The sequence below is a fragment of the Prevotella dentasini JCM 15908 genome, from assembly GCF_000614065.1.
Classification (GTDB): domain Bacteria; phylum Bacteroidota; class Bacteroidia; order Bacteroidales; family Bacteroidaceae; genus Prevotella; species Prevotella dentasini.
The window spans coordinates 1-26,326 of sequence record NZ_BAKG01000007.1; the positions used below are offsets into that span (position 1 = coordinate 1).

The 26,326-nt window shown below is 52.7% G+C and carries 17 protein-coding genes and 5 pseudogenes; 4 read left to right on the forward strand and 18 right to left on the reverse strand.

From position 1 onward, the window contains the following. Positions 1-186: 186 nt before the first annotated feature. From ftsZ to JCM15908_RS04745, 14 genes and pseudogenes are all read right to left on the reverse strand, one after another. Complete coding sequence (gene ftsZ, locus JCM15908_RS04675) at positions 187-1,503, reverse strand: cell division protein FtsZ (protein WP_025002462.1); 1,317 nt, start codon at positions 1,501-1,503, stop codon at positions 187-189. Positions 1,504-1,555: 52 nt separating this feature from the next. Continuing rightward, a complete protein-coding gene (gene ftsA, locus JCM15908_RS04680) occupies positions 1,556-2,989 on the reverse strand; it encodes a cell division protein FtsA (protein WP_025002463.1) in 1,434 nt (477 codons plus the stop codon). Positions 2,990-3,060: 71 nt separating this feature from the next. Beyond that, the gene (locus JCM15908_RS04685) at positions 3,061-3,942 is read right to left on the reverse strand and encodes a POTRA-like domain-containing protein (RefSeq protein ID WP_025002464.1); all 882 of its coding nucleotides are present in this window, start codon (positions 3,940-3,942) and stop codon (positions 3,061-3,063) included. A gap of 6 nt (positions 3,943-3,948) precedes the next feature. After that, positions 3,949-5,328, reverse strand: coding sequence for a UDP-N-acetylmuramate--L-alanine ligase (murC, locus tag JCM15908_RS04690; RefSeq protein WP_025002465.1), 1,380 nt, complete (start codon positions 5,326-5,328; stop codon positions 3,949-3,951). A 242-nt stretch (positions 5,329-5,570) separates the two neighbouring features. Then, positions 5,571-6,669: pseudogene (murG, locus tag JCM15908_RS12360) on the reverse strand (undecaprenyldiphospho-muramoylpentapeptide beta-N-acetylglucosaminyltransferase). A 435-nt stretch (positions 6,670-7,104) separates the two neighbouring features. Beyond that, a complete protein-coding gene (locus JCM15908_RS04700; RefSeq protein WP_025002466.1) occupies positions 7,105-8,394 on the reverse strand; it encodes an FtsW/RodA/SpoVE family cell cycle protein in 1,290 nt (429 codons plus the stop codon). Positions 8,395-8,551: 157 nt separating this feature from the next. Continuing rightward, positions 8,552-9,883: a UDP-N-acetylmuramoyl-L-alanine--D-glutamate ligase gene (gene murD, locus JCM15908_RS04705; RefSeq protein WP_025002467.1), complete on the reverse strand. Its 1,332-nt coding sequence runs from the start codon at positions 9,881-9,883 to the stop codon at positions 8,552-8,554. A gap of 173 nt (positions 9,884-10,056) precedes the next feature. Further along, a pseudogene (locus JCM15908_RS12365) lies at positions 10,057-11,327 on the reverse strand (phospho-N-acetylmuramoyl-pentapeptide-transferase). 85 nt (positions 11,328-11,412) lie between these two features. Continuing rightward, positions 11,413-12,866: pseudogene (locus tag JCM15908_RS12370) on the reverse strand (UDP-N-acetylmuramoyl-L-alanyl-D-glutamate--2,6-diaminopimelate ligase). 106 nt (positions 12,867-12,972) lie between these two features. Continuing rightward, positions 12,973-15,126, reverse strand: a complete 2,154-nt coding sequence (locus JCM15908_RS04720) for a PASTA domain-containing penicillin-binding protein (RefSeq protein ID WP_025002468.1) — start codon at positions 15,124-15,126, stop codon at positions 12,973-12,975. A 1-nt stretch (position 15,127) separates the two neighbouring features. Then, positions 15,128-15,772: an FtsL-like putative cell division protein gene (locus tag JCM15908_RS04725; RefSeq protein WP_025002469.1), complete on the reverse strand. Its 645-nt coding sequence runs from the start codon at positions 15,770-15,772 to the stop codon at positions 15,128-15,130. Further along, positions 15,759-16,709 carry a 16S rRNA (cytosine(1402)-N(4))-methyltransferase RsmH gene (gene rsmH / locus JCM15908_RS04730; RefSeq protein WP_025002470.1) on the reverse strand — a complete coding sequence of 317 codons (951 nt, stop codon included), beginning with the start codon at positions 16,707-16,709 and terminating at the stop codon, positions 15,759-15,761. Before rsmH ends, JCM15908_RS04725 begins: the two co-directional genes overlap by 14 nt. After that, positions 16,706-17,186 (reverse strand): annotated as a pseudogene (gene mraZ / locus JCM15908_RS12375) (division/cell wall cluster transcriptional repressor MraZ). The gene rsmH and the pseudogene mraZ overlap by 4 nt, the downstream one beginning before the upstream one ends. A gap of 115 nt (positions 17,187-17,301) precedes the next feature. Beyond that, the gene (locus JCM15908_RS04745) at positions 17,302-17,673 is read right to left on the reverse strand and encodes a hypothetical protein (protein ID WP_148295517.1); all 372 of its coding nucleotides are present in this window, start codon (positions 17,671-17,673) and stop codon (positions 17,302-17,304) included. A 56-nt stretch (positions 17,674-17,729) separates the two neighbouring features. Here JCM15908_RS04745 and JCM15908_RS15055 point away from each other — a divergent pair, with 56 nt between their 5' ends. From JCM15908_RS15055 to glsB, 3 genes and pseudogenes are all read left to right on the forward strand, one after another. After that, positions 17,730-18,077, forward strand: coding sequence for a hypothetical protein (locus tag JCM15908_RS15055; protein WP_148295518.1), 348 nt, complete (start codon positions 17,730-17,732; stop codon positions 18,075-18,077). A gap of 123 nt (positions 18,078-18,200) precedes the next feature. Further along, positions 18,201-19,015: pseudogene (gene glsA, locus JCM15908_RS12380) on the forward strand (lyso-glycine lipid O-acyltransferase GlsA). 59 nt (positions 19,016-19,074) lie between these two features. Next, positions 19,075-20,067, forward strand: coding sequence for a glycine N(alpha)-acyltransferase GlsB (gene glsB, locus JCM15908_RS04755; protein ID WP_025002473.1), 993 nt, complete (start codon positions 19,075-19,077; stop codon positions 20,065-20,067). A gap of 127 nt (positions 20,068-20,194) precedes the next feature. On the opposite strand, the gene JCM15908_RS04760 is transcribed toward glsB, so the two are convergent. Then, on the reverse strand, positions 20,195-20,755 hold the full coding sequence (locus tag JCM15908_RS04760; RefSeq protein ID WP_025002474.1) for a lipocalin-like domain-containing protein: 561 nt from the start codon (positions 20,753-20,755) through the stop codon (positions 20,195-20,197). Between the two features lie 254 nt (positions 20,756-21,009). On the opposite strand from JCM15908_RS04760, the gene JCM15908_RS04765 reads away from it, so the two are divergent. Beyond that, on the forward strand, positions 21,010-22,458 hold the full coding sequence (locus tag JCM15908_RS04765; protein ID WP_025002475.1) for a lipopolysaccharide biosynthesis protein: 1,449 nt from the start codon (positions 21,010-21,012) through the stop codon (positions 22,456-22,458). A gap of 117 nt (positions 22,459-22,575) precedes the next feature. Here the strand turns inward: JCM15908_RS04765 and JCM15908_RS04770 are convergent, their stop codons facing one another. The 3 genes from JCM15908_RS04770 to JCM15908_RS04780 are packed head-to-tail and all read right to left on the reverse strand — an operon-like array spanning position 22,576 to position 26,316. Next, a complete protein-coding gene (locus JCM15908_RS04770) occupies positions 22,576-23,538 on the reverse strand; it encodes a glycosyltransferase (RefSeq protein ID WP_025002476.1) in 963 nt (320 codons plus the stop codon). Positions 23,539-23,542: 4 nt separating this feature from the next. Next, a complete protein-coding gene (locus JCM15908_RS04775; RefSeq protein WP_025002477.1) occupies positions 23,543-24,970 on the reverse strand; it encodes a DUF6080 domain-containing protein in 1,428 nt (475 codons plus the stop codon). Beyond that, complete coding sequence (locus JCM15908_RS04780; protein ID WP_025002478.1) at positions 24,967-26,316, reverse strand: DUF6080 domain-containing protein; 1,350 nt, start codon at positions 26,314-26,316, stop codon at positions 24,967-24,969. The genes JCM15908_RS04775 and JCM15908_RS04780 overlap by 4 nt, the downstream gene beginning before the upstream one ends. Positions 26,317-26,326: the final 10 nt, after the last annotated feature.

A 26,326-nucleotide genomic window follows, 5' to 3' on the forward strand; every position in this document is an offset into this window, starting at 1 on the left:
AAAAATATTTCTATACGTATAGAAATTTTCCGCTAACCGTATATAAATTTGAGGCCTCCCTGAAGCCCGGAAAACAACGGCCAATCCTGCCGGAAAACGGTACTGTCCTATAAAAAGACGGGCGCGAACCAACTGATTCGCGCCCGAAGGAAAATGACTTAATTATCTTTTAGAACCCGTAATGCCCTACACAAAACTTATAACTCCCTGCACGGCATTGTCCGACTCGTCTTCTTCGCCAGTCAAAGGATTGCTTGCGTGGCGGATATTCTCCAGCTGCTGCTTGGTCCGCTTGGCGGTAGGAGTAGTCTCTACATCGGCAATGATGTCCTCGTTGTCCAGCTCTTCCGGTGTGAAGAGATAGATATGATGACGACGCTTCTGCAACATGCGGTGAGTATCCTTACCATAATACCTGTCGCGACGGAGTCCGCGCTTCTCTGCATCCTCGTCGAGCTTGGCACGCTCATCGTTGGTACGCACCTTGATATGGTCGTCCATACCGTCCACATCCTTGATTCCGAAGCCGGTGGCGAGAATGGTTACCTTCACCTTGCGGTCAAGTTCGGGGTCAATGGCCGTACCCCACTTCAGCTCGAAGCCGTCGTTGAACTGTTCCATGAAGTCGTTGAGATAGTTCATCTCTTCCATGGTCAGCCCGGAATTGTCCTTTCCGTCACTGCTGAAATTGATGGACATGAGAATCTTCCGCGAGTTGAAAATATCGTTATCGCTCAGCAGCGGTGAGTTCAGCGCATTGTCTATAGCCTGCTTCAGGCGGCCTTCGCCCTCACCGTAACCCGTACTCATAATGGCAACTCCGCCATCTTTCAGGACGGTCTTCACGTCGTTGAAGTCAAGGTTGATAAGGCCGTGCACCGTAATAATCTCCGCAATACTCTTGGCGGCGATGCTCAGCGTATCGTCGGCCTTGGCAAAGCCTCCCAAAAGGCTCATTTCCGGATAGATGCTACGCAGACGCTCGTTGTTGATAACGAGGAGGGCATCGACGTGCTTCGACATTTCCTCCACGCCATCAAGGGCCTGATCAATCTTCTTCGTGCCTTCAAACTTGAACGGAATGGTAACAATTCCGACCGTAAGGATGTCCATTTCCTTGCTGATACGCGCAATGACAGGTGCTGCGCCCGTCCCCGTACCGCCACCCATTCCGGCAGTAATGAAGGTCATTTTCGTACCGTCACTGAGCATGTTCTTTATATCGTCGATGGTTTCCTCGGCTGCTTGCCGTGCCTTTTCGGGACGGTTGCCGGCACCCAAGCCCTCCTTGCCCAGCTGAAGATGCACGGGAACTGGAGAATCGTTGAGTGCCTGCGCATCGGTATTGCAAAGTACGAACGTTACATCGTGGATTCCCTCGCGGTACATGTGGTTGACGGCATTGCCGCCGCCGCCACCTACACCAATGACCTTGATGATGCTGTTCTCGTGTTCAAGGTCGTCGAAGTCCAATATATTGTTATTGATATTGTTGTCTGCCATAACAGTAGTTGGTTTTTAATTGTTCTTGATAGTCTGTAACGAAACGCACGTATTATTCTTCCGGCTCCAGAATGGAATCGCCGAAGCCCTTCAGCTTGCGCTTGAACTTTCCCCACGGGCTGTTCTCGCGACGCTTGCGACGCTCTTCCTCCTCTCTGGCTATGCGCTGACGCTCCTCCTCTTCGAGACGGAGCCGTTCTTCCTCCTCGCGCCGGCGGCGTTCGGCCTCTTCCTTCTCCTTCTCGGCCTGAGTCTTCACCACTCCGAGCTGCTCGCCCTTGGCAATACGGTTGCCCTGCACGCCGTCTTCCTGTGCAAAAGGCAGCTCGCTGGGGTTGTAGGGAGCACCGACGCAGTTCATGTCTGCCTTGGCTATGAGTCCGAGAACGGTATTCATTCGACCGTTCTTGGCATTTACCTCCGGATTGGAAGACGTAACCGGCTGATTGACAAACTTGGCAACGCGCACCTTGTCGGCCTGCGCGTATGTACGGAAGGCACGTTCTATATTCTTCATGTTGGCACCGCCGCCCGTCAGGACAAATCCGTTGATGAGCTTGTCGTGGTATTCTGCCGGAATCTGTACGGCTACATTCTCCACAATTTCCTCCACACGCGCCTCGACAAGGTCTATGAACGCGCGGCTTTCCACGCTCTGTTCGGGGTCTACGGAATACCGCAGGCTGCTGTCGATGTCGCTCAAGTCCGTATAGGCACTGGCATACTTGAGCTTCATCCGCTCTGCATCCTTCTCGTCAATGAGCAAGGAGGTCAGATCCCGCGTGATATTGTTGCCCCCAAGAGGGATGACGGCAATGTGGCGAATGACATTCTTGTGGTAGACGATAACGGTGGTCGTGTCGGCCCCAAGGTCAACCAAGGCACAGCCGCCACGCTTCTCGGCATCGGTCAGCACGCTGTCTGCCAGTGCTACCGGGGCGAGATAGAGTTCCGCAATGTTGATTCCGGCCTTGTCAAAGCTGATATTGAGATTGTTGTAGAAACTCTTCCGCCCGAGGATATTGAGGAAATTGCCCTCCAGATGGCTTGCCGTCATTCCTATAGGGTCAATGGCGGTCTGCTTGTCTACCTTGTATTCCTGTGTGGCAGCGTAGAGAATCTCCATCTCCGGGTACGCCATGTTGCGGTTGGCATCCATCAGGCTGTCAACCATCGTGCCGGTGATGATGGTCTCGTTGGGCAAATCCTTGACAATAACGTTGCGCACGCTGCGTATCGACTGGCCGCCAATGCCGACATAGACCTGCGTAATCTCGTACTTGAGCTGTTTCTTTAGCTTGTTAATAATACCTGTCAGGCATTGTGCGGTGCGGTCTATGTTGTTGACATACCCCTTCCTGATACACTGGGAAGCATCTTCCTGCACAACGGCATTAACAGTGATGCTGCCGTCAAGGTTCTTCTTGCCGGCTACACCTGTTATCTTTGATGAGCCAAGTTCAATGGCTACGACGTATTCTGCCATACACTTTAGAGTATTATGAATATTGTTTTATTTTCTGTTCTTGCTTGTTTCTTGTATTCATCTGCCCAGCATCATTCGGTCAGCTGCTCCACCGGGGCTTCCTCCTGTTTCTTTTCGGGCTTCTGACTGTCGCTGACAGCCTCTTCCTCCTTACGTTCCTCCTCCGCACTGCGCCGCTTGCAGATAATCTGGTTATCAAATTCTACGCTGATGTAGGAGTATTTGTTCCATCCCGCCTGCGACAATCCGTACCGGTAAAACTTCTCCAGCCGGGACAGCTTCCGGTCCGTAAAGGCAATGATTTCGCGGTAGCTGACATTCTTGTTGCGGCTCGTCGGCAGATAGCCGAGGAAGAGTATGTGGTCTCCCACACGCGGTACCAGCTCTATGCCGCGGTCGGGCAGCACGTGTATCTGCTCTATCTGGTTGCTCCAGAACTCCGAGCGGTTGATGCCCTTTGCGAGAGGGGCGATGCCATAGTGGGCAAACCAGCGGTTGATATTTCCCGTGGCGATAATCAGGTCGCTCGTGTACTTCGAGTTGGGGAGTATTCCCCCGTTGTCGTCAAGGTAGTAGTCGGCTCCCCGGTCGCTCTTGATACGGATAATGGGCATCCGCTGCGAGATGGTTATGTCGACATGCCCGTTCTCCGTAACGAAACATTCGGCTGTCCGCACGAAAGGCCCTACCTTCAGGGCTTCCTCTATCTGCCGCGGACTGACAGCCTTCAGCGGTTTGTTGAGCGGATACAGCCCGTCCTTCTCAAGGATATGCTTTATTTCCGCAGCACTAAGGAAGCCGGCATTGTTGGAATCAGATATGTTGATGTCTACCTTCGTGCATACACGGCTGCCCTTGTCGGGACTATTCCATGAGGTTATCGCCATGACAAGATAGACAGCCAGTACGACGTTCAGCGTACAGATAATTATCTTCTTCCAGTTAACGCGCATCTTCGCTTATTCCTTTTCCTTTATCAGCTCCGCTATCTGCGGAACGTAGTTGTCAAGGTCTCCGGCACCGAGAACGACGAGCACGTCGAAATCGCGCTTCTTCACAAATTCGAGAACCTCGTCCTTCCGTATCATCAGTTTGCGCACCCCATGGCGCAGATGGTCGTAAATGAGCTTGGAGGTAACGCCCTCTATCGGTTCCTCACGGGCCGGATAGATTTCGGTGAGGATGACTTCGTCGAAGTAGCTCAACGAGTCGGCAAACTCCCTGTAGAAGTCGCGCGTCCGGGTATAGAGGTGCGGCTGGAAGATAGCCGTTACCTTGCGCCCCCTGTAAAGCTCCTTCAGGCTCCGTGCACTCTGAAGCACCTCCTTGGGATGGTGCCCGTAGTCGGAGAGGAAGACATGCTGGCCGGTCTTCACCTTGAAGTCGAAACGGCGGTCGACGCCCCCATAGGTCTTCATGCCGTTCCTTATCTCGTCGGCAGTGCAGCCGTTGAGCTGTGCCATCGCCATGGCGGCAATGCCGTTCTCTATGTTGATAGGCACGGGCTGCCCCAGTTCCACATCGGCAATGTTCTCTACGGGAGAAACAAAGTCGAAGACAATCGTCCCGTTGGCTATGCGGATATTCTCGGCATGGAAGTCTCCGTCGTTGCGGCCGTATCCGTACACCCTTACCCCGTCGCCGACATGGTGCTGCACCTCCAGCCCCGTGCGTATAATCAGCGCACCGCCCTCCTGAATGAGTTCGGTATAGTGTCGGAAACTCTCAAGATAAGCCTCCTTGGTTCCGTAGATGTCAAGATGGTCGGGGTCGGCAGAGGTGATGACGCTCATCCACGGACGCAGCCAGTGGAAGGAACGGTCGAACTCGTCGGCCTCGATGACCACGTAGTCGCTGTGGTCTGAGAGTATATAGTTGGTGCCGTAGTTCTTCGATATGCCTCCGAGGAAGGCATTGCAGTCTACTGCGCTCTGGTGCATGATATGCGCACACATGGCCGACGTGGTGGTCTTGCCGTGCGTGCCGGCGAAACAAAGTCCCTTATGGGTACGGGTGAGCGTGCCGAGCACTTGGGCACGCTTCTCTATCTCGAATCCGCCGGCACGGAAATAGGCCAGTTCGCTGTGCGATGCCGGGACGGCGGGGGTATAGACGACCAGTGTCGACCGGCTGTCGCGGCACGCCTCGGGAATGAGTTCTTCGTTTTCCTCGTAATGGATAGAGACTCCCTCCTTTTCCAACTGACGGGTCAGGGCAGACGGTGTCTTGTCGTAACCGGCCACGACCGCCCCCTTGTGCAGGAAATAACGGGCGAGGGCACTCATGCCGATGCCGCCTGCACCTACGAAGTAAACTGCTTTTATATCCTTGAGTTCCATTGTTTCGTTTATACTTCTTTCTTTTTGCTTGGGGGTGAGCACTGCGACCGGAGCGCAGAATACGGGAAACGCTGCCGGCAAAGATTCTGTCCGGGCGGACTGACGGGAGCGTCTGTCCCTACAGCGCGGTTGCCCTTGTCAGGGGGCTTGACGGTACTAAATCGGCCGTCCGCCCGTTTCCGGCCCGGGTGCGCCCTCGTTTGGTAATCCGCACCCCTCCCCCGAGGGACTTGGAGAGGTTTTTATATCAGCTTCAGCACCTCGTCGGCAATCACGTCGGCAGAGTTGTGGAGTCCCATTTTCCTTACATTCTCCGCCAGACTTGCCAGCCTTGCATCGTCGGCAACGGTTTCGAGGGCAAGCCTCAGCAGCGTATCGGGAGCCTCGGCATCCCTCACGCAGAGAGCGGCATCCTTATTGACGAGTGCCATGGCGTTCTTTGTCTGATGGTCTTCTGCCACATTCGGGCTCGGAACAAGGATAACGGGCTTGCCGATAAGCTGAAACTCGCTGATGGAGCTGGCTCCGGCACGGCTGACAACAAGGTCGGCAGCCTTATAGGCAGCACCCATATCGCTGATGAAGTCCATAATTTTCAGGTTCGGAAGCTCCTTGCCTCTCATAAACCCGGCGATGCTCTCGCTATAGTATTTGCCCGTCTGCCAGATGATTTGCACGTCTGTTCCTGCCACCAAGTCAAGATGCTCCATGATGGAACGGTTGACGGTGCGTGCCCCAAGGCTGCCTCCCACAAAGAGGATGGTCTTCCTGTCGGGTTGCAGGCCGAAGCTCCGGCGGGCCTCTTCCACGCTCATCGGCGTAGCGAGCACGTTCTGACGGACAGGATTGCCCGTCATGATTATCTTGTCGGCAGGAAAGAACCGCTGCATGCCTTCATAGGCAACGCAGATTTTCCTGACCCGTTTGGCCAACAGTTTGTTGGTAACGCCTGCATAGGAGTTCTGTTCCTGTATCAGGCAAGGGATGCCCATCTTGGAACATTCGTACAGCGTCGCACCACTGGCATATCCGCCTACGCCTACGGCTACTTGTGGACGGAACTCCCTGATGATGGCGCGCGCCATGCGCAGACTCTTCACCAGCTTGCAGAGCACGGAGATATTGTTCAGCTTGTGTGCGCGGTCGAATCCCTTGATGGGAAGTCCCTTTATCTCGTATCCTGCTGCCGGAACGCGCTGCATCTCCATTCTGCTCTGCCCCTACGAAGAGGATTTTGGCTTCGGGATGCTTCGCCCTGATGGCGTTGGCTATGGAAACAGCCGGAAAGATATGTCCCCCCGTTCCACCTCCGCTGATGATGATTCTCAAATCTTCGTCCATATTAATACGTATAGTGTTCTGCAAAGATACTCAATTTTTTCATCACAGGACAATTTTCCCTTTATTTTTAGGCTCTTAAAGCGAGCCGGACTTGCCTTTTCCGCTTTTTCGGCCGGAAAAATATTTACTGCCATTATCTCCTTGGCTCTTTTTCGCACGACGAGACCAAGACTATCGCATCGGGAGCGCAACCAGTTGTCAGACAGAAACTTATCGGACTGCACTGCGGAAGTGGCACTTTCGCTTAGTGAACAAGCCCCTTTCGCAAGGAGAAAGAGCCGCTTTAGAGAGCTGAAAACGGCACTCTGACCATGCCGCCAAGCCTGTCCGGCCAGCCGTCCGCCATCTGATTGCGAAATGTCTTTACAACAAGGGCATGGCTTCCTGCCTGCCGTCTGACATTCTCGCCGGAAAGCTGACAGACCACACTGGCAGCTAAGCTCCGGCTGCAGCGGCTGCAGCCTTGCCTGAGCTCGCGGCCTGCTGCCCCCGGTCTTTTTTCTTTGCCGACCGGCTGATGCTGAGAATGACGCCTATGTAGATGCAATTGATGATGGTAGACGTACCTCCCTTGCTGATAAGCGGGAGCGGCTGACCCGTTACGGGGGCCAGTCCGACGGCTACAAGCATGTTGAACAATGCCTGCGTTACGAGCAGCAGGGCAATGCCCATCGCCAGATAGGCAGGGAAAGCGTTCTCGCACCGATTGGCGATGATGCCCGTACGGAACAGCAGGAAGATATACAGGAAGGCGACAAACGCCGCTCCCTCTATGCCCATCTCCTCAATGATGATGGAGTAGATGAAGTCGGAGAAGGCCTGCGACAGGAAATCGCGCTCGGTAGAGTTGCCCGGCCCCTTGCCGACGATGTTGGACGAGGCTATGGCTATGTTGGAATGGCCTATCTGTCCGTCCTTGTCGAGGTCATATTCATGGGGAGGCACCTCTTTGTTGTCGAAAAACTTGCGGATGCGCGCCTTCCACGTACTGGCACGGTGGAATATTTTCTCGGCGAAGCTGGGGTCTTCCTGCTCTTCCTGCCCTATGGTCTGCTCGGTCAGGTTTTCCTTCTCGGTAGTCTCGCCCTTGTCTCCTCCCACCAGCATAATTACCGATACAGCCAACACGGCACCCAAGGCGAAGATGCCGAGGAGGCGGCCGAGCTGCTTCATGGGCACCCGTCCGTAGAACATCATCAGAAGAACGGTGACGGAAAGGAGCATGGCTGTAGAGAGATTCTCAAGGACTATCGGCCCTATCATGAAAAAAGAGACTATCAGAATATACTTGAAAGCCTTTCTGTCTGCTCCATGGTCGGTCTGCATGCGGCTGAGTATCTGCGCCACAGCCAGTACCAGTGCGCCCTTGGCAAGCTCCGACGGCTGAAATTGTATGCCGAGTATGCTCGTCCACCGGTTGGCCCCGTTGGTCGTCTCGCCTGCAAAGAGCACCCAAATGAGCGTGATGAAGGCAAAGAAGAGGAGGAACGGCGTTGCCAGACGGAAGTACTTGCACTTGATGTTCAGCACGACGACCATCATGCAAGTGCCCAAGGCAAGAAGACCGCAGTGCTTGATAATCGGACTCCAGTAGTTTCCGCCCTTGTACGACAGCGAACTCGAAGCGGAATAGACCTCGATGATGCTGATGATACAAAGGAAGAAGAAGACCATCCAAATGACCTTGTCGCCTTTGATGATGTTGCTGAACGATTTGTTGTTCATCTTTTGTTTTCCGTTTTTGCGATGTTTGCTTTTTGTTTGTCCTTTATGCGTGAGGCTGCCGGAGAACAATTACCTGCCCCGGGCGTCGCCACGACAGGGCGACCTGCCAGACTGCAAGCCGTCAATTCCCAGCGTTCATCGCCCAATCTCCCCGCCGCTACAGCGCACGGGCAAGGGTCTTGAACTGCTCGCCGCGGTCTTCCATGTTCTTGAAGAGGTCGAAACTGGCACAGCAGGGACTCAGGAGAACGGTGTCGCCGGGCTTTGCCAGCTCGTAGCAGGCCCGTATGCAGTCTTTCATTGAATGGGTGTCGCGGACGGGTATGCCGAGGCCGTCGAAGTTGTCGTGCAGCTTCTGGTTGTCGGCACCGAGATATACCAGTCCGGCACACTTCTGCCTGACAAGCTCCTTTATCGGTTCGTAGTCGTTGCCCTTGTCCTTTCCGCCGAGAATGAGGATGGTCGGGGTACGCATACTTTCGAGGGCGTACCAGCAGGCATCGACGTTGGTGGCCTTGGAGTCGTTGATATATTGCACGCCTGCGACCTTGCAGACCTTCTCCAGACGGTGCTCCACACCGGGGAAGTCGCTCAGACTCTTGCGGATGCTTTCCTTTCTGATGCCGCTGATGTTCGAGGCAATGCCTGCGGCAAGCGAATTGTAGATGTTGTGCTTGCCCGTCAGCGACAGCTCCTCCTGTTCCATGTTGAACGGCGTGGGCTGTTCGATGGTGTATTGTCCCTCTTCGATGTAGCCGATGCTTCCCTTTTCCTTCAGTTCCGAGAAGGGATACTGCACTGCCTTTACGTCGAACTTCTCCAGTTCTTTCCTTATGACAGGGTCATCGTTCCAATATATGAAGCTGTCCTCGTGGGTCTGGTTCTGAATAATGCGCATCTTCGAGTCGGCATAGTTCTCGAACTTGAAGTCGTAGCGGTCGAGATGGTCGGGCGTAATGTTCAGAAGGATGGCTATGTTCGCACGGAAATCGTACATGTTGTCAAGCTGGAAACTGCTCAACTCTATGACATAGTAGGCGTGGGGTTCCTCTGCAATTTGCAGGGCAAGGCTCTTTCCGATGTTTCCGGCAAGGCCTACGTCGTACCCGGCATCCTTGAAGATGTGGTAGATGAGGCTCGTCGTGGTCGTCTTGCCGTTGCTCCCGGTAATGCAAATCATCTTGGAGTCGGTGTAACGGCCGGCAAATTCTATCTCGCTGATGATGTGCGTGCCCTTCTCAATGAGCTTTCTGACCATCGGAGCTTGGTCGGGTATGCCCGGACTCTTGATGACTTCGTCGGCACAAAGTATCCTGTCCTCGGTGTGATGGCCTTCCTCCCACTCTATATGGTGGTCGTCCAAGAGCTTTTTGTACTTGTCCTTGATGGCCGACATGTCCGAAACGAAGACGTCGAATCCCTTTGCCTTTGCCAGTACGGCAGCTCCGGCACCGCTCTCTCCGGCTCCCAAAACTACTATTCTCTTCATCATTATCTTGTTTTTATGCTTCTTTCGGATGGTCCCGACTGCAAATCGGCATATCCGTTGTCTCTTTCTTTTTATTTCTCCGCTGCTTTCTGACTTTGCTCTTCCGCCTTTCGTTTCCGGCAGCTAACGGCATCTCACATTCCCTTCTTCGGGGATGCTTGGGAAGACCTTGCCTACCTTATCTTCAGAGTGATAATGGTCAATGCCGCCAAAATAATGGTTATAATCCAAAAGCGGATAGTTATCTTGCTCTCGTGGACGGCAGTGTGCGGCACTCTTATAAGATATTTACATTCCGGGTCCAACTGGCTGTCCTGCGTACGGAAGTTATCGTGGATGGGAGTACGCTTGAATATGCGCTGCTTGATGCCCTTGCGCTTGCCCAGTTTGTAGTAATAGACTTGCAGAATGACGCTCAGGCTCTCCACGAAGAAGATGCCGCAGAGTATCGGGAGCAGCAACTCCTTGTGTATGATGATTGCCCCGACGGCAATAATGCCGCCTATCGTAAGGTGCCCGTGTCGCCCATGAATACCTGTGCAGGGTAGGCATTGTACCACAGGAATCCGATGAGGGCACCGATGAACGCCATGAAGAACACCACCAGTTCTTCAGAACCCGGTATGTACATTATATTGAGGTAGGCGGCATACTGAATATGGCTGCTGACGTATGCCAGTATGCCTAACGCAACGCCTATGATGGCAGAGTTGCCGGCCGCCATTCCGTCCATTCCATCGTTAAGGTTGGCTCCGTTGGAGACTGCCGTAACGACGAAAATAGTCATTATGACGAAGAGAATCCAGCCAGCCGCCGTCTTGTGCTTGCCGCAGAAAGACATGATTTCGGAGTAATCAAGGTTATGGTTCTTGACAAACGGGATGGTTGTCTTCAAGGTTTTTTCGGCCTGTTCCTTATGTTGGACGACTACTTCCTTTCCGTTCTGCTGCACCGTCTCGAGGTTCAGGTTCGCCTTTACGTCCGGGGAGGCCCAGAGAACAATGCCGACTATCAGGCCGATGGTCAGCTGCCCGATTATCTTGTATTTGCCTTTCAACCCTTCCTTGTCGTGGCGGAATATCTTGATGAAGTCGTCCATGCCGCCGAGAAAGCCGAGCCAGATGGTCGTGATAATCATCAGGATAAGGTAGATGTTACGGAGCCGGCCCAACAGAAGCACGGGAACGAGGAGCGCGACGATGATAATGATACCGCCCATTGACGGAACTCCTATCTTCTTCACACCAAACGGGTCTATCGAAGCATCCCGCTGCGTCTCGGTAATCTGCTTGCTCTTGAGATACTTGATGAACCTTTCGCCAAACCATGACGAGATAACAAGGGCGAGAATCATCGCCACAATGGCACGGAAACTGATGTAGCCCCAGAGGTGAGAACCACTGATGCCGAACTGGTCGAGCCATCGGAAGATATAGTATAACATTCTTTCTGCTTTTTATAATTAGTATTGGAGGAGACGGGGCGGACCTTCCGGTATTGCCGACAGGGGCAGCCCGGTGGGCCTTGGACTATATTCCAAAGATTTCCCGTATTACCTCGTGGTCGTCGAAATGGTGCTTCACACCGTTTATCTCCTGATAGTCTTCATGTCCCTTGCCTGCCACGAGTATGACATCTCCCTTCTCCGCCATCATGCAGGCAGCACGGATAGCCTCCCGACGGTCGCAGAGACAGAGCACTCTCTTCTTCTGCGCATCGTCAAGTCCTGCCATCATATCGTCAATAATGGCCTGCGGATCCTCGTCCCGGGGATTGTCGCTCGTAAGGATGACCTTATCGCTCTGCCTTACCGCCTCCTGTGCCATCAGCGGACGCTTGCCCTTGTCGCGGTGGCCGCCGGCTCCACAGACGGTAATGACCTTTCCGCCCTTTCCCTCCAGCACGTCGTGAATGGCACCGAGTACGTTTTCCAGTGCGTCAGGGGTGTGGGCGTAGTCTACAATGGCCGTGAAGCCTTCGGGAGAATGGATGGGTTCAAGTCTGCCGTTGACACTTTTAAGGGTGCTGAGAGCCACAAGGATGTCCTCGGACTTCTTGCCCAACATCACCGCTGTACCATAAACGGCGAGCAGATTGCTGACATTAAACTTGCCGATAAACTGCACTCCGACCTCCCTGCCGTCGATTTCGAGATACATTCCCTCGAAATGACACTCCAAAATCTTCGCACGGAAGTCGGCCATCCGCTGTACGGAATAGGTCTTTACGACTGCCTTGGTATTCTGGACCATCACCATGCCGTTCTTGTCGTCGGCATTTGTTATGGCGAAAGCATCCTTGGGGAGATTGTCGAAGAACTTTTTCTTCGCATCGCGATAATTCTCAAACGTCTTGTGATAGTCGAGATGGTCGCGCGTAAGGTTCGTAAACAGACCGCCGGCAAACTTCAATCCACCAATACGATGCTGATGGATAGCATGACTGGAACACTCCATGAAGCATATTCGCAGCCTGCCGCCACCATCTCGGCAAGAAGATGGTTCAGTTCAATAGGGTCCGGCGTTGTATGACTGGTAGGATATGCCTTGCCGTCAATGTAGTTGCAGACGGTCGAAATCAGCCCGACCCTATGGCCGAACTTGCGGAACATATCATATAATAAGGTGGCGACGGTAGTCTTTCCGTTCGTACCCGTAACACCGACGAGCTTCAATCTGTGCGAGGGATTGCCACAGAAGAGGGTTGCCACCTTCCCTACCGCCTCTTCGGTAGAGCCTACCTGCACATAGGTAACGCCTTCCGACAATTCCGCCGGCATATCTTCGAGCAGCACGGCAGTCGCTCCCAGCTCTACAGCCTTCGCTATGAAGCGGTGGCCATCGGTCTGCGTACCCTTGATAGCGACAAACAGATGTCCCTTTTCTATCTTGCGGCTGTCTATATTGATGCCGGCTACTTCTACGTCCTGACTGCCCCGTATATCGAGCGGCTTGACGTTCTTGAGCAATTCGGTTAATTTCATATCTCGTATATTTTGTTTCTATTTACTCCGAGGGACTGAAAGAGTTAGTAAGATTAAAGGAGCCGAAGGGCGGATATTCCATTTTCCAAGCCACCCTACTGCCCTGTCATCCCAACTGCAGGCTGCAGACCATTCCTTTCTTTACCTTGTCGCCCGGTGCAAGACTTTGCTGCAACACCTTTCCCCGGCCGTTCAGGCGTACCCTTATTCCCCGTTTCTCCATCATATAGACGGCATCCCGTGCACCCATTCCGTGGACATCGGGCACCTGACCCGCCCTGTAGACCTTCTCTCGGTTGAAAGTCAGCGACCTCTTATTACCCGTAACGGTTCCCCAAACAGGGTTGCCGAACGGATAGGCACCGCGCCACCCATTGGTTACATTGAAGCCGAGGGCGTTCAAGACATAGTCGGAGGCAAGCAGATTACCGTTCTTTGCAGACGGGATAAGGACAGACGACGAGTCGCGGGCATCGCTAACGCGGAGTTTCAGGCTCTGTGCCATGATGCCTTCGGCAATATGATGAAAGACGACACCGCTCATACCGCCACCCGACGCAGGCAGCCCCGTCTTCTGAATACAGACGATACAGCTGTAACGGGGGGCATCCGCCGGGAAGAAACCTGCAAAGCTAAGCAGGTAACTCGTTCCTCCGGCCTTGTAGCCGAGCGCACCTTTCGACATCTGCGCAGTACCCGTCTTGCCTGCAACGAGGAATTTGTCCGATCCGGCCTTCTTTCCCAATCCTTCCGAAACGACTTCGGTGAGTATTCTGCTTATTTCCCTGATGGTGCTCTCCTTGGCTATCTGAGGCTTGAGAACGACCGGCGGATAGTCGGCAACGACCTCCCCATCCTTTACTATCTGCTTGACGAAACGCGGACGCATCAGTTTGCCGCCGTTAGCTATGGCATTGTAAAACGCCAAAGTAGATATAGGAGGCACCTGTGTCTCATAGCCGATGCTCATCCACGGCAGAGCCGTCGCACTCCAGTTGTCGTATTGCCCATGCTTATTGCGATGCGGCATACGTATCTTAGCCGGAGAATAGCCGACAATGGGTATCTTGAGGTCGGTCGCCAGACCGAGGTCGTAGATTCCCTGTACGAACTTCTCGGGATTCTTATGGTAGAATCTGTCAATGATACGGCTTACACCGATGTTGGAACTGTACTTCAGCGTCCACGGAAGCGTCAGAACACCGTATCCCCCACGCCTCCAGTTATGGTCTTTCATGTCCCTTCCGTACATGTTCCACACACCACCGCCCGTCTCAATGGTGGCAGTGGTATCAACAAACCCGTCGTCCAACACCGTCATAATGGACGCTGTCTTAAACACGGAACCCGGTTCGAGCAGGTCGCTGACCGCGTGATTCTTTATTTCGCGGTACTCTCCGTCGCTGCAACGGTCGAGATTGACTATCGCCTTCACGTCGCCCGTTTCCACTTCCATCACGATGGCCACGCCGACATTGCCGTTTATCTCCTTGAGTTCTTCTCTCAGGGCACGCTCGGCAAGGTCTTGCATGCCTACGTCTATCGTGGTAACGATGTCGGCACCGTCTATCGGCGGCGTGTCGGTAATGTTCAGATACTTGTTGAGCACCTTGCGGCGGTGTATGATACCGTTGGTCCCACGGAGAATCTTGTCGTACGACAGTTCCAGACCGCAACGGGCGGTATCCTTCGCACCGAACATGTCGCCCACCGTACGCTGTGCCAACGAGCCGAACGGACGGCGGCGGGCATTGAATTCCTCCCAATGGAAACCGCTGGTGTTCTTCCTCAGATGAAATACGGGCAGCGACTGCACCTCCTTGAACGTATTGTAGTCGATGCGCTTCTTCCAGATAGGCCAATGGCGGCTCTCCTTGTGGAGTCCTTCGAGGAGGTCTGCCTTGAACCGAGCAGCACTCTTCTCCGGGAAAATATCGTTCAGCCCCTTGCAGATTTGGCCCAGACTATCTACGAAGGCCGTGTCCTTACCCGATGTCTTGAGGGCGTTGAAGTCCATATACACCTTGAACTCGGGCAGCGAACTGGCCATCAGCTGTCCGTCGCAAGTGAGAATGTTGCCCCGGGTCGGCTTGACGGGCACGCTGTCCTTCTTCTGCGTCGACGCCACATCCATCCAATAGGCACGCTTGGCGGTCATGGTGTAGCCTGCCTTGGCAAGTACGGCAAGAGCTATCAGCGTCATCATAAAGGCAATGACGTTGTAGCGGGGCAGCGATTTGTTGTTATTGAACTTGCTCATACTACTTTTTCGGGACTTCTATTTTATAAGGTGGCTGTGCGGCCATTTTCAGCACGCTGTCTTTATTTGTCTTCAGAAGCTCGAGCACATGGCTTTCACGCGACTTCTCCGTGAGCTGACTGCTGCTCGAAAGGGCACGATACTTGGCATCCTCCAGCTCCGTGTTGAGCTTGTCTATCTCTATCAGGTCTTTCTGAACGCTGTACCGATTGGTGATATAGACGATGACGAAACCGACAATCAGCAATATCAGCTTGATGTTGTTGCGGAAGAGCTGTGCCGAAAGAATGTCGCCGCCAAGGATTTTCTTCAGCGTCAGATTGGGCGACAGGGGCTGTTCGTCCTCCCTCGCATGCTCGGCAATGACGGCCTTTATCACCTCTGCCTCCTTGGCCTCCTCTTCCTCGCGCAGCCTTACCTTCTCAGCGTGCGCGGCAGCCTTTTCCTGTTCCTTCCTCAGCTTCCTTTCCTCGGCCGACGAAAGCTCTGACTCCCCTTCTGCCTCAGGTTCTGCCGTGGACTGAATCTCCAAGGGAACGGACCCGACGACATGGCCGTCATAGTCTCCGGCCTCCGTATCAGCCGGGACGACAGGCTCTGCCAGAACTTCCGCCTCGGTGGTCTTGTTGTTCTTATCGTCGTTCATTCGTCTTCTTTTCTGCTATTCTGAGTTTTGCACTGCGGCTGCGCGGATTGCCTTCCTGCTCCTCCTGCGTAGGGACAATGACCTTGCTGTTGACCAAACGGAACGGGGTCTCTATCCGCCCGAAGAAGTCCTGCTGCACCTTTCCCTCGGGATTGCCTGCCTTAATCACGTTCTTGACGATGCGGTCTTCGAGCGAATGATAGGTGATGACCGAGAGACGCCCACCCGGCCGGAGCAGCCCGGTAGCCGAAAGGAGCATCTCGCGCAGGGCGTCCATCTCGTGATTGACTTCTATACGCAGGGCCTGAAAAAGCTTTGCCATCTCTTTCTTCTCGCGTTCACGCCTGAAGAACGGCTCGACGACGGCCTGAAAGTCGTTCGTCGTGAGGATGGCCTTCTGCCTGCGTGCAGCTATGACGGCAGCAGCTATTCGACGCGAGTTTTTCAGTTCTCCGTAGATGTAGAACAGGTTGGCAAGTGCCTCCTCTTCGTAGTTATTGAGCACATCGGCGGCCGTCTGTCCGGCACGCTTGTTCATCCGCATGTCGAGCGGAGCATCGAATCGGAACGAAAAGCCGCGCGTCTCGTCGTCGAAGTGGTGGCTGCTCACGCCGAGGTCGGCCAGCAGCCCGTCTATATGGGCGACACCGTAGTAGCGCATCCAGTTCCGAAGATAACGGAAGTTTGAGCGCACGAAGGTGAAGTTGTCCAACTGCCTCCGCTCACCGCCAATTCCGTGTATGTTCTGCTCGGCATCTGCATCCTGATCGAAGCTATACAGGTGCCCCCCCCCGGAAAGACGGGAAAGTATCTCCCTGCTGTGTCCGCCACCGCCAAAGGTAACGTCTACATAGATGCCGTCGGGGCGTATGTTGAGTCCGTCTACACTCTCGCTGAGGAGCACCGGCACATGGTAGGTCTCGGCTGTCTTTATCATTTCTGCGGATTGCTGTTGGTAGTGGTGGAGTCCCGGCCCGGCTCTGCCATCAGTTCTTCCAAGGCCTTTCCGAACTCTTCGGGCTGCATGAAGGCCTGCTGACCGTCGTTGCCCCATATTTCGATACTGTCGTCCATGCCGATGAATTTTATCTGCTGGTCGATACGGGCCATCTTCAAATAGCGTTTCGGAATGAGGAAACGTCCGTTCCCGTCGAGTTATCAGTTCGACATCTGCCACAAACTGGCGGTAGACCATCTGGTCGCGCTGGCTCCATCTGTTCAGCCGGACACGCAGATTGTCCAACATTCTGTCCCATACCGACTGCGGATAAAGCACCAGACAGGGCTGGAAAACGTCCTTCCTCATCACAAGCGATTCCTCGCCAGACGCATTAAGGGTCTTGCGAAACACAGCCGGCAAAAAGGCTCTTCCCTTTGCATCGGCCTTGGCTTCTATGTTTCCGAAAAATCGCATACGCACTTGCTAATAGTCGAATTTGGCTTCAAAGTTAAGGAAAATTCCCCACATTCCACCACTATGCCCCTCATTATTTATAAGAAATAGTGTTTTTTGTTTATTTTAACGGATATTATTTTATAGCAACAACAAAAGAAAGGAAGTCTGCCGGAAGTTTTTCCGGAACATCCAAGGAGCTTGTCTCCTGCGCAATGACGCCAACCCGTGCAGCAAGGGAATACCGAGGCGCGGCCTGAAGCCGCAGCAGGCACACAGCCCACGCACACGTTTCCGACGCACAGCAGCACTTTTCTAAATAACGAAAAACATTTACAAGCACTTCCGCGAGAATCGTCCAAACGCCTTTTACTGCCCTTTCGGCCGCAAATACGCGATTTTCAGGCATGCTTGGCAAGCCTTTGAATATCAAGGATTTAAGTCCGGAAAGAAATTTTACACAGGTTCTTCGCCTGTCCAAAAGGCTGTTATCACATCCTCTTTCCATACTTTTAACGCCATGAAACCGCCATTTTCAGAAATCGGACAAGCCTTGTCCGCGATGTGAAAGCGGCACTTTCGCATCGGCAAGGTGGCATTTTCATTTTGCCAATAGCCCTTACTGGCTCTTTCAGAACGTTGTTACCATCTTTTCATTTCTACTTTGCGAGTAAACGAAAGTTAAATTACTATCATTTAATTTTACAATCTGAAGATTATCAAAACTCCAGTTCCGGCATATCTCTCTCCCAACACAATTCTGCCATGCAGCACCCTTGCCACTGGCTCGTGGCGCAAAGTGGAGCAGGAAGAGAGGCCCTTGATGCAGGCAAACTACTCTACCGGCATCCCCACACCGCCAACCCGGATAACGGACTTTACCTGCATTGCTTCATGGCGAAAAAGACATAAGTGTTTCAAAATAAAGTATTTTTGAGACTTTATTGCACATTTCTCGAAAAAAACGCAACTTTTTTCAAAAGGTTTTCCTACTTTTGCATATTGTTAGGAGAAAGAAGAGGTATAGGGAAAGCAATGGAAAAGACGATAGACATAGACAAGATACTGGCAGGAAAGATGGGCGAGAAGGCAAAGTACATGCCCGGCTTCGTCGTCAGATGCTGAAATCGATTGCCCATGAAGACGAAGTGAACGCATTTCTCTGGGAGAGCCGGCATCTTTCGGGCACGGAATGGCTTGCCGAATGTGTGCGCTACCTGAAGATGACGCTCGACATCGTCGGATTGGAAAACCTGCCCGACAAGAACGACGGGCGTCTCTACACCTTCGTCTCCAACCATCCGCTCGGCGGACAGGACGGTGTCGCACTCGGATCTATCATCGGCCAGCACTACGACGGGCGTTTCCGCTACCTTGTCAACGACTTGCTGCTGAACCTGCCGGGCCTGAAACCCGTCAGCATCGGCATCAACAAGACGGGCAAGCAGAGCCGGGACTTCCCACGGATGGTGGAAGCCGGATTCCAGAGCAACAACCACATACTCATGTTCCCGGCCGGACTGAACAGCCGGAAGATAGACGGACAGATTCACGACCTGCCGTGGAAGAAGACTTTCATCAGCAAGAGCGTGGAGTACCGGCGCGATGTTGTCCCCATCCATTTCGGAGGACAAAACTCCGAACGCTTCTACCGCATAGCCCGATTCAGCGACCGATACGTCAGAAAGGTGAACATCGCCATGCTCTTTTTGGTCGACGAGATGTACAAGAACGTAGGAAAGACTTTCCGGGTCGCCATAGGGAAGCCCATCCCATGGCAGACTTTCGACCACTCGAAAACACCGATGGAATGGGCAAAATTTGTAGAAGACCGAGTCTACGAGCTGTAAGACGGATTCGGACAACCACCAGACAGACCGACAAACATAGCACGCAATAAACCGAACGTATGGAAGAAGAGATTATAGCACCTGTCAGCAAGGAGCTGTTGAAGAGCGAACTGACCCCCGACAGGATGCTTCGGATGACGAACAAGAGCCACAACGAAATTTACATCATATCGGCTCACGAGGCTCCGAACGTGATGAGCGAAATCGGAAGGCTGCGCGAAATTGCATTCCGCACGGCCGGGGGAGGCACCGGCAAGACCGCCGACATCGACGAGTTCGACACGATGGAGGGTTGCTGCAAGCAACTTATCGTGTGGAATCCGGAGGCGGAGGAGATTATCGGAGGCTACCGCTATATCTTCGGAGAGGACTGGCAGTACGACGACGAGGGGCAGCCGATACTCGCCACGAGCCACATGTTCCACTTTTCCGACAAGTTTCTCAAGGAGTACGCGCCTTATACGGTAGAGCTAGGACGCTCGTTCGTGTCGCTCGACTACCAAAATGTGCGCAAGAACGCAAAGAGCATTTTCGCCCTCGACAACCTCTGGGACGGTCTGGGTGCGCTGACAGTGCTCAATCCGCACTGCAAATATTTCTTCGGAAAGGTTACCATGTACCCGTCCTACATACGCCGGGGGCGCGACATGATTCTATATTTCCTCAATAAGCACTTCGGCGACAGGGAGAACCTGATTCTTCCGATAAAGCCGCTCATCATTGAGACTCCCCAAAAGGAACTCGAAAACCTGTTCATGCACGATAATTTCAAGGACGACTACAAGATTCTCAACCACGAAATACGACAGCTGGGCTACAATATTCCGCCATTGCTCAACGCCTACATGAACCTTTCGCCTACGATGAAACTCTTCGGCACTGCCATCAACTATGGCTTTGGCGATGTCGAGGAGACGGGAATCCTCATTGCCGTGGACGAGATTTTTGAGGAAAAGCGCATCCGCCACATCGAGAGCTTCGTACAGAAACATCCCGAGGCACTCAACTTCACGAGCGGAGCCAACAACGTCATCTACAAAGACAAACTATAGAAGACGACAAAAGAATCGGGCAGGGAAACCGAATACGGCTTTCCTGCCCGATTGTCGTTCTGTTTTCTCTATATATGAGCGGCGGCATGTCCTGACAAAGACATCGTTACGATTGTCCCGGCTTGCGCTACTTCACTTTCTTCATAGACATTTTGCACGACTTCACGTAGCCTTCCGACTCCGCAAAAATAGCATCCGTGAGATCCAGCTCGAGTTTGTTTTTATTGAGGGCAAGGACTTTGAGAGTCTGAGGCTGCTCGCCAGAGTGAGTGATAACGAGCTTTCCATCCATCAGGATGTAGCTGCCGCTGTCTAAGAACTTCCAGTTTCCGTCCGTGTACTCGTAGGTATCAAAGTGTCCGTCGTCCTTGAACTCAGCACGGGCATAGATAACCGACATAGGTTCCATGTCGGCTCCAAAGCTTTCAAGAGGGACTTTCATGCCGTTCATGTACGCAACAATGAGTCCGTTCTCTACCTTAAAGTCGACGCTTAGGCCCATCCCGACATTGGGAACATCAATAACCATATTGGCTTTCTCCAGTTCCCACGTGCCGATAATGGAAGTTTTCTGCTGATCAACGGGATTATCCGGATCGTCATTGTCGTCTCCGCAGGAGGTCAGGGTGAATACGCCTGCCAGCAAAAGCAGCATCCACAGAGCGTGGCAAGTAATGATTTTCTTCATAACAATATTAGTTTAACATTTTCATATTATTGCGACAAAGATATGGAAAATATTTTATTTCGGACAAAAAAAGCCGAATAAAACTTACATTTGGCGTATTTGAAACGATTTTCTTGGCATTCTCGCTCCATTATATTACTTTTGCAGGTCAATACAAGGGATGAGAAAAGAGGCTTCCAGACTATCTTTCCGCACGGCTATGTGGCGGTATGGAAAGGAGACAGCGCATCTTCTAAACCTTGAATATAGGGAAAATGGGACAAGAAACACTGAAGGACAAGACGGCAAAGGGACTGTTCTGGGGCGCGTTGAACAATGGAACAATGCAGCTCCTCAACATTGTGATAGGCGTATTCCTCGCCCGGCTGCTCTCGCCTGACGACTACGGACTGGTGGGCATGCTCGCTGTATTCACGGCCGTGGCCGGCGCATTGCAGGAAAGCGGCTTCACCTCGGCATTGGCCAATATGGAACGCCCGTCAGACAACGACTATAACGCTGTCTTCTGGTTCAGCACGCTCGTCGGTTGGGTCTCCTACATCGTTCTTTTCTTCTCTGCGCCATTGATAGCCGGCTTCTTTCACCACGCGGAACTCATCGATTTATCGCGCTTTATCTTCGTCTCGCTGCTCTTTTCTTCAATAGGCACCACTCCGGCAGCCTATCTTTTCAAGAACATGATGGTCAGGGAGACGACGCTTCTCCGCGTTTCTTCGCTGACAATATCGGGCATTGTCGGCATCGTCTTGGCTTTCCGGGGCTACGCCTATTGGAGTCTGGCATGGCAGCAGGTGCTTTATATCATGCTGACGAGCCTCGGCCGATTCTTCATTATTCCGTGGCGGCCGTCTTTCCACATTGACTTCACACCTGTGCGTACCATGTTCTCATTCTCGTACAAGATTCTTATTACCACCGTCGTGAACACCTTGAGCCAGAATATCCTCACGTTCATCTTCGGACGTCTCTATCCGGCAAAGGCAGTGGGCAACTTCTCACAGGCCTTCAAGTGGGACACGATGGCCAGCACCTTCGTTTCGGGCACAATAGCACAGGTTGCCCAACCCGTATTGGTGGAGGTTAACGACGACAAGGAGCGTCAGACGAACGTCTTCCGAAAGATGTTGCGCTTCACGGCGTTTCTTGCTTTCCCCGCGATGTTCGGACTTTCGATGGTTTCACGTGAGTTTATCGTTCTTCTGATTTCCGACAAATGGACAGACAGCATCCCGCTTCTGCGTATTCTCTGCGTTAGCGGCGCGTTCCTGCCCTTCTATACCATGTACCAAAACCTCATTATCAGCCGCGGCAAGTCGGCCGTCTACATGTGGTGTACCATCGCCCTGATAGTGGCACAGACAGCTTTTGTCGTCGCCTGCTACCGGGAGGGCATCGTCCTGATGGTCTCCGCTTATACCGCAATCACCATTCTCTGGCTCTTTGTCTGGCAGTATTTTGCCGGAAAGGAGACAGGACTGCGCCTCCGGGATGTGCTAAAGGACATCTGCCCATACCTGTTCGCATCGGCAGCAGTGATGTTCTTAACCTATTTTTCTACCGATTTCATCGAAAATCTATTGCTGCTTTTAGTGGCAAGAGTAGCCTTGGCAACCACCCTCTACTTCACCATAATGAAGTTGGCAGGCTCTAAAATCTTAGTGGAATGTATGAACTACCTGCACCGGAAAGGAAAAAGGAAATAATCATATTAAAGAAGTGGCAGGAACAAAATGCCCGTATGCTCCTCCTATTCCCAAGAAACGGTCAACCCGTCTACTCATTCACTTGCCAGCACACCGACCCTTTCTCCTGCCAGTCCATCAACTTTGGCGATACATATACAGCTGCATGACAGGATAGAGAAAGGCTCTCAGCTTCTTGACGATGCCTCCTCCCTCGGTTTGGAACAACTGCCGTGAGTGCCGGACAAGAAGGATTTGCAAGCGGACGAAGTCGAGCGGAGTATCTGAAACCTCCCTTCTCATCATCTTTTTTGCCTCGATGAAATCGGCTGTTTCCGCATTGATATATTCCAACAATGCCAACTTCCCCCGATAAATAGGCACAGCCACCGACCTCGCTTCGCGGTAATGACGGATTCCCCACAAGAGTTCGTGCAGGCCGTTCCGCCATGAGGGCAGACTGCGCCTGTAATCCTTGTAGGTCGTGGCAGCAGTATGGCGGCGGAAGTTGACCAAGACGAACGGGGTAAAAACCAGACTATCGTATGCGGAAGCAATAATACAGAGAACCGCATCGTACATCGTAATCCTGTAAACTGGATGGCTCAGCGGAGGGAGTTCCGCAAGCAGGCTGCGCCGGAACAGCAGAGTGTGTCCGGGAAGACAAAGGAACAGCATGCGGAAGATGCTCGTATTGTGTACCCGGTCGTCGAAATGGGCAAACGAACCATCCGAGGAGAACGAACGCGAGAGGCCGCTGCACATCATCTTGTCTCCAATGGCATCCATCTGAAGGGCAATCTTGTCGTTCTCCCACACGTCGTCCTGATCACAGATGGCGATATAGTCGCCCGTCGTCCGTGCCATAGCGGAAAGAAAATTCCCGTTAACCCCGTGTTCCTCTTCATTCCTATAGAGCTTGAAAATACTATTCTGACTTTGATATTCTTCCAGTATCTCCCATGTTTCGTCGGTAGAATAGTCATCCTGCACGATAATTTCGTGAACCGGATAAGACTGACGGAGGAGGGAGTCGAGCTGTGCCCGCAGATATTTGGCACCATTGTAGGTGCAGAGAACGATAGAAACGGTTGGATTCATAAGCCTATGTGTAGAGGGTATTGACTAATAATGATGTATTATAGATAGCCAGATAAAGGGCAATAAGCACGATGAAACCGTCCAAAACAAGTCGCTTTCGCCCAGTCGCAGCACGCAACAGGAATCCCAGACTGACAGGAATGACGTATGCCCAGTGGGCTGTCATAATGTAGATTTCGTTGATGCCGAAGCCCAGTCCTAAATGGAGCACCATATCAAGGGCAAAGAACGAGAATGTCAACCAAAGCAACCGACTTTTGCGCCCAGCCCACACCCCTGCGGCAAAAAGGAGAAAGAGCAGGGCCTCAACGACATAGTTGAATATCCAATTATAGCGGACGACAACGGGACGGTCGCGCATCACGTCGTCCAAGGCGTGTTGCTGATGCAGCTGCAGCGACTCCCCGAAAAGATTCTCTACCACCGTGGTGAGACGGGAGGTAGACATATCAGTCCAGTTCAGGAACCTTTTGCGACTGATAGGTTCTCCGGCATGGGCATGTTGTGGCTCTTTCGCTTTCTCACGAAGCACTTTTTTCCGATGATTCCGCCATATTTGGTTAAAAGCCCTTGCCTGCCCGGCATTGTCGCTGACCGTCGTCGTATCCCTGAAGCGAGACAGCATCAGTGCCTTTTCGGCCCTCACGGCCTTCGAGCGTGCCACCTTTTGCGCACGAACGCCGTCTGCCACAAACGTGTTGTATTCCCATTCACCGAATCCCCATATCGCTGCTGCAGGCAGAAGCACGGCAAGGAGAAGATGGCCGGGACGGAAAAAATGCTTTCCGTTGCTGAAAAGACTGGCGAGAAATGCCTTCATCCCATTGTTGAGCGACACGCCTGCCGTCAGGAGAAAGAAGAGAACGGTCTGCCATTTCGTCATCCGCCTGCCTTCCTTCATCTGTTTTCCCGTTATATAAATAACCAGCAGAAGCAGGAAAAGGGAAACGACAAAATGGTCGGGCGACACGGCTGCCAGCATAATATATGCAAAGGAGAAAAGCAGGAAAGCCAGTATCACCGCCTCGCCCAAGGCTATCCCGACGAGTTCCCTGCCTATCCGAATCATCAGGACAAAGGCATAGAACGAACAGAACAACAGAATGGCAGCCACGATGAATTGGGCAAAATTTACGCCTGTAGCATAAATCAGCCCCCGATTGAGCAGATAGAAAGGATAGTACAGGAAGGCCAGCAACGGATGCCGGTTGACATCGAAAGCCGTACTCCAGTCGGAGACGACGCAATAGGTCAGGGGGTCGAAGCCCGAAATGTGGAATCCGTCGATGAAGGTCTTGCGGTAGTCTGTTACCACCTTTGAGAAAGCAGGATAATACTTTCCTATGACAAGTGCCTGCAAAACCACCTGCCAAAGCAGAAACAGGCCGGCCGCCCAACGCTCCTCTCTCCTTATGCTAAGAAAACCTCTCATTTCAGCAGGTACATCGCTATTAGTCCGCCATTGTAAATCCACAGATAGGCGGTCAAAAATATCAGAATCCATCGGAAAATACGCTGTGGCGTATAGGCAAGAACACGCTGGATATAGCCGAATGACACTGGAATGATGAACGCCCAGCCTGCCGTCATGATATAGACCTCGTTGATGCCGAAGCCCAGAACTAGATGAAGCGTAAGGTCGCAGACAAACCACGAGAGCAACATCAGGAAGAAACGCTGCCGGAAACTGAAGAGAATACCGACCAAGAAGAGCAGGACTATCAGCCCCTCAACGACGTAATTGGCAATCCAGCTATACTGAACGAAGACGGGCCGGTCCCACGAAACATCCTTCAGCAAATACTCCTGATGGAGCTGGATGGACTCCCCGAAGAAGTTTTCCACCAGTGTCGTGCCTCGCGGAGTAGATATATCCATCAGTTTCCCGATAGCTCCGTCTCCGGCAGGCTTCCCCGTGTGCGCCTTCATCCAGTCGTCGCGCATCTTGGTGCGGGCCTCCACCTTCTTGGCATCCTTCTTCTTGTTCACCTTCTCTATGTTGTGGATAACTGCCTGCTGAGGCACTTCCAACAGATAATATTGCGACTGCTGAATACCAAGCAGCAGGAGGAAAGGCAGGACAACGCCTACAAGAAGATACTTCCACGTGAAAAAACGCCTGCCGTTGGCAAACAATCCGGCAAGCAACGTCTTTGCTCCGTTGGACGTGGCCATCCCTGCCGTGAAGAACGTCAGCACAAGCGACTGCCATGCACCGAGCATCCGCCCCTTTTTCATCTTCATCCCGACAATGTAAAGCGTCATGGCAAGCAGCATCAGCGAGATAATGAAATGGTCGGGAACCATCGTCGGCACCAACACGTGGGCAAAAGAGAAAAGCAGGAGGGTCAATATCGTGGCATCGCACCGCTTCAGCTCCATCACTTCACGGAATACCCGATACATGAAGACCACCGCATAGAGAGCCGAAAAAACGATGATGGCCGCCATGAAATAGACGGCAAAGTTCATCCCGACAGCATCTATGAGCCAGTGGTTGAGCAGGTAGAGCGGATAGAGAAAGGTAAGATAGAGCGGATGGCGGATAGTCTCGAAGTGGATGCGCATGCCCGATATGGTTATCCACGACCAGTTGTCGTAGCCCGACATGCGGAAGTTCTTGGTAAAGATAGTCCAGAATCCTCCGTGCGCTCCCATTGTATAGACATGGTAATGGCTGGCAATGAGCAGGGCGTTGAACCCCACAAACACTGCCAGCAGGACCAATGCCAGCCACCGTTCTTCTTTCTTTATCTTGAAAATATCAAATAACGACATCCTTCATCTA

What these genes read in the sequence shown, in the direction of transcription:
- ftsA (WP_025002463.1), bottom strand. Translation starts at nt 2,989, where the DNA reads ATGGCAGAATACGTCGTAGCCATTGAACTTGGCTCATCAAAGATAACA.
- JCM15908_RS04725 (WP_025002469.1), bottom strand. Translation starts at nt 15,772, where the DNA reads ATGAACGACGATAAGAACAACAAGACCACCGAGGCGGAAGTTCTGGCA.
- JCM15908_RS04780 (WP_025002478.1), bottom strand. Translation starts at nt 26,316, where the DNA reads ATGTCGTTATTTGATATTTTCAAGATAAAGAAAGAAGAACGGTGGCTG.
- JCM15908_RS04765 (WP_025002475.1), top strand. Translation starts at nt 21,010, where the DNA reads ATGGGACAAGAAACACTGAAGGACAAGACGGCAAAGGGACTGTTCTGG.
- JCM15908_RS04685 (WP_025002464.1), bottom strand. Translation starts at nt 3,942, where the DNA reads ATGCGCGTTAACTGGAAGAAGATAATTATCTGTACGCTGAACGTCGTA.
- JCM15908_RS04770 (WP_025002476.1), bottom strand. Translation starts at nt 23,538, where the DNA reads ATGAATCCAACCGTTTCTATCGTTCTCTGCACCTACAATGGTGCCAAA.
- JCM15908_RS04745 (WP_148295517.1), bottom strand. Translation starts at nt 17,673, where the DNA reads ATGGAAAGAGGATGTGATAACAGCCTTTTGGACAGGCGAAGAACCTGT.
- JCM15908_RS04700 (WP_025002466.1), bottom strand. Translation starts at nt 8,394, where the DNA reads ATGAACAACAAATCGTTCAGCAACATCATCAAAGGCGACAAGGTCATT.
- rsmH (WP_025002470.1), bottom strand. Translation starts at nt 16,709, where the DNA reads ATGATAAAGACAGCCGAGACCTACCATGTGCCGGTGCTCCTCAGCGAG.
- ftsZ (WP_025002462.1), bottom strand. Translation starts at nt 1,503, where the DNA reads ATGGCAGACAACAATATCAATAACAATATATTGGACTTCGACGACCTT.
- JCM15908_RS04775 (WP_025002477.1), bottom strand. Translation starts at nt 24,970, where the DNA reads ATGAGAGGTTTTCTTAGCATAAGGAGAGAGGAGCGTTGGGCGGCCGGC.
- glsB (WP_025002473.1), top strand. Translation starts at nt 19,075, where the DNA reads ATGGAAGAAGAGATTATAGCACCTGTCAGCAAGGAGCTGTTGAAGAGC.
- JCM15908_RS04720 (WP_025002468.1), bottom strand. Translation starts at nt 15,126, where the DNA reads ATGAGCAAGTTCAATAACAACAAATCGCTGCCCCGCTACAACGTCATT.
- murD (WP_025002467.1), bottom strand. Translation starts at nt 9,883, where the DNA reads ATGAAGAGAATAGTAGTTTTGGGAGCCGGAGAGAGCGGTGCCGGAGCT.
- murC (WP_025002465.1), bottom strand. Translation starts at nt 5,328, where the DNA reads ATGGAACTCAAGGATATAAAAGCAGTTTACTTCGTAGGTGCAGGCGGC.
- JCM15908_RS04760 (WP_025002474.1), bottom strand. Translation starts at nt 20,755, where the DNA reads ATGAAGAAAATCATTACTTGCCACGCTCTGTGGATGCTGCTTTTGCTG.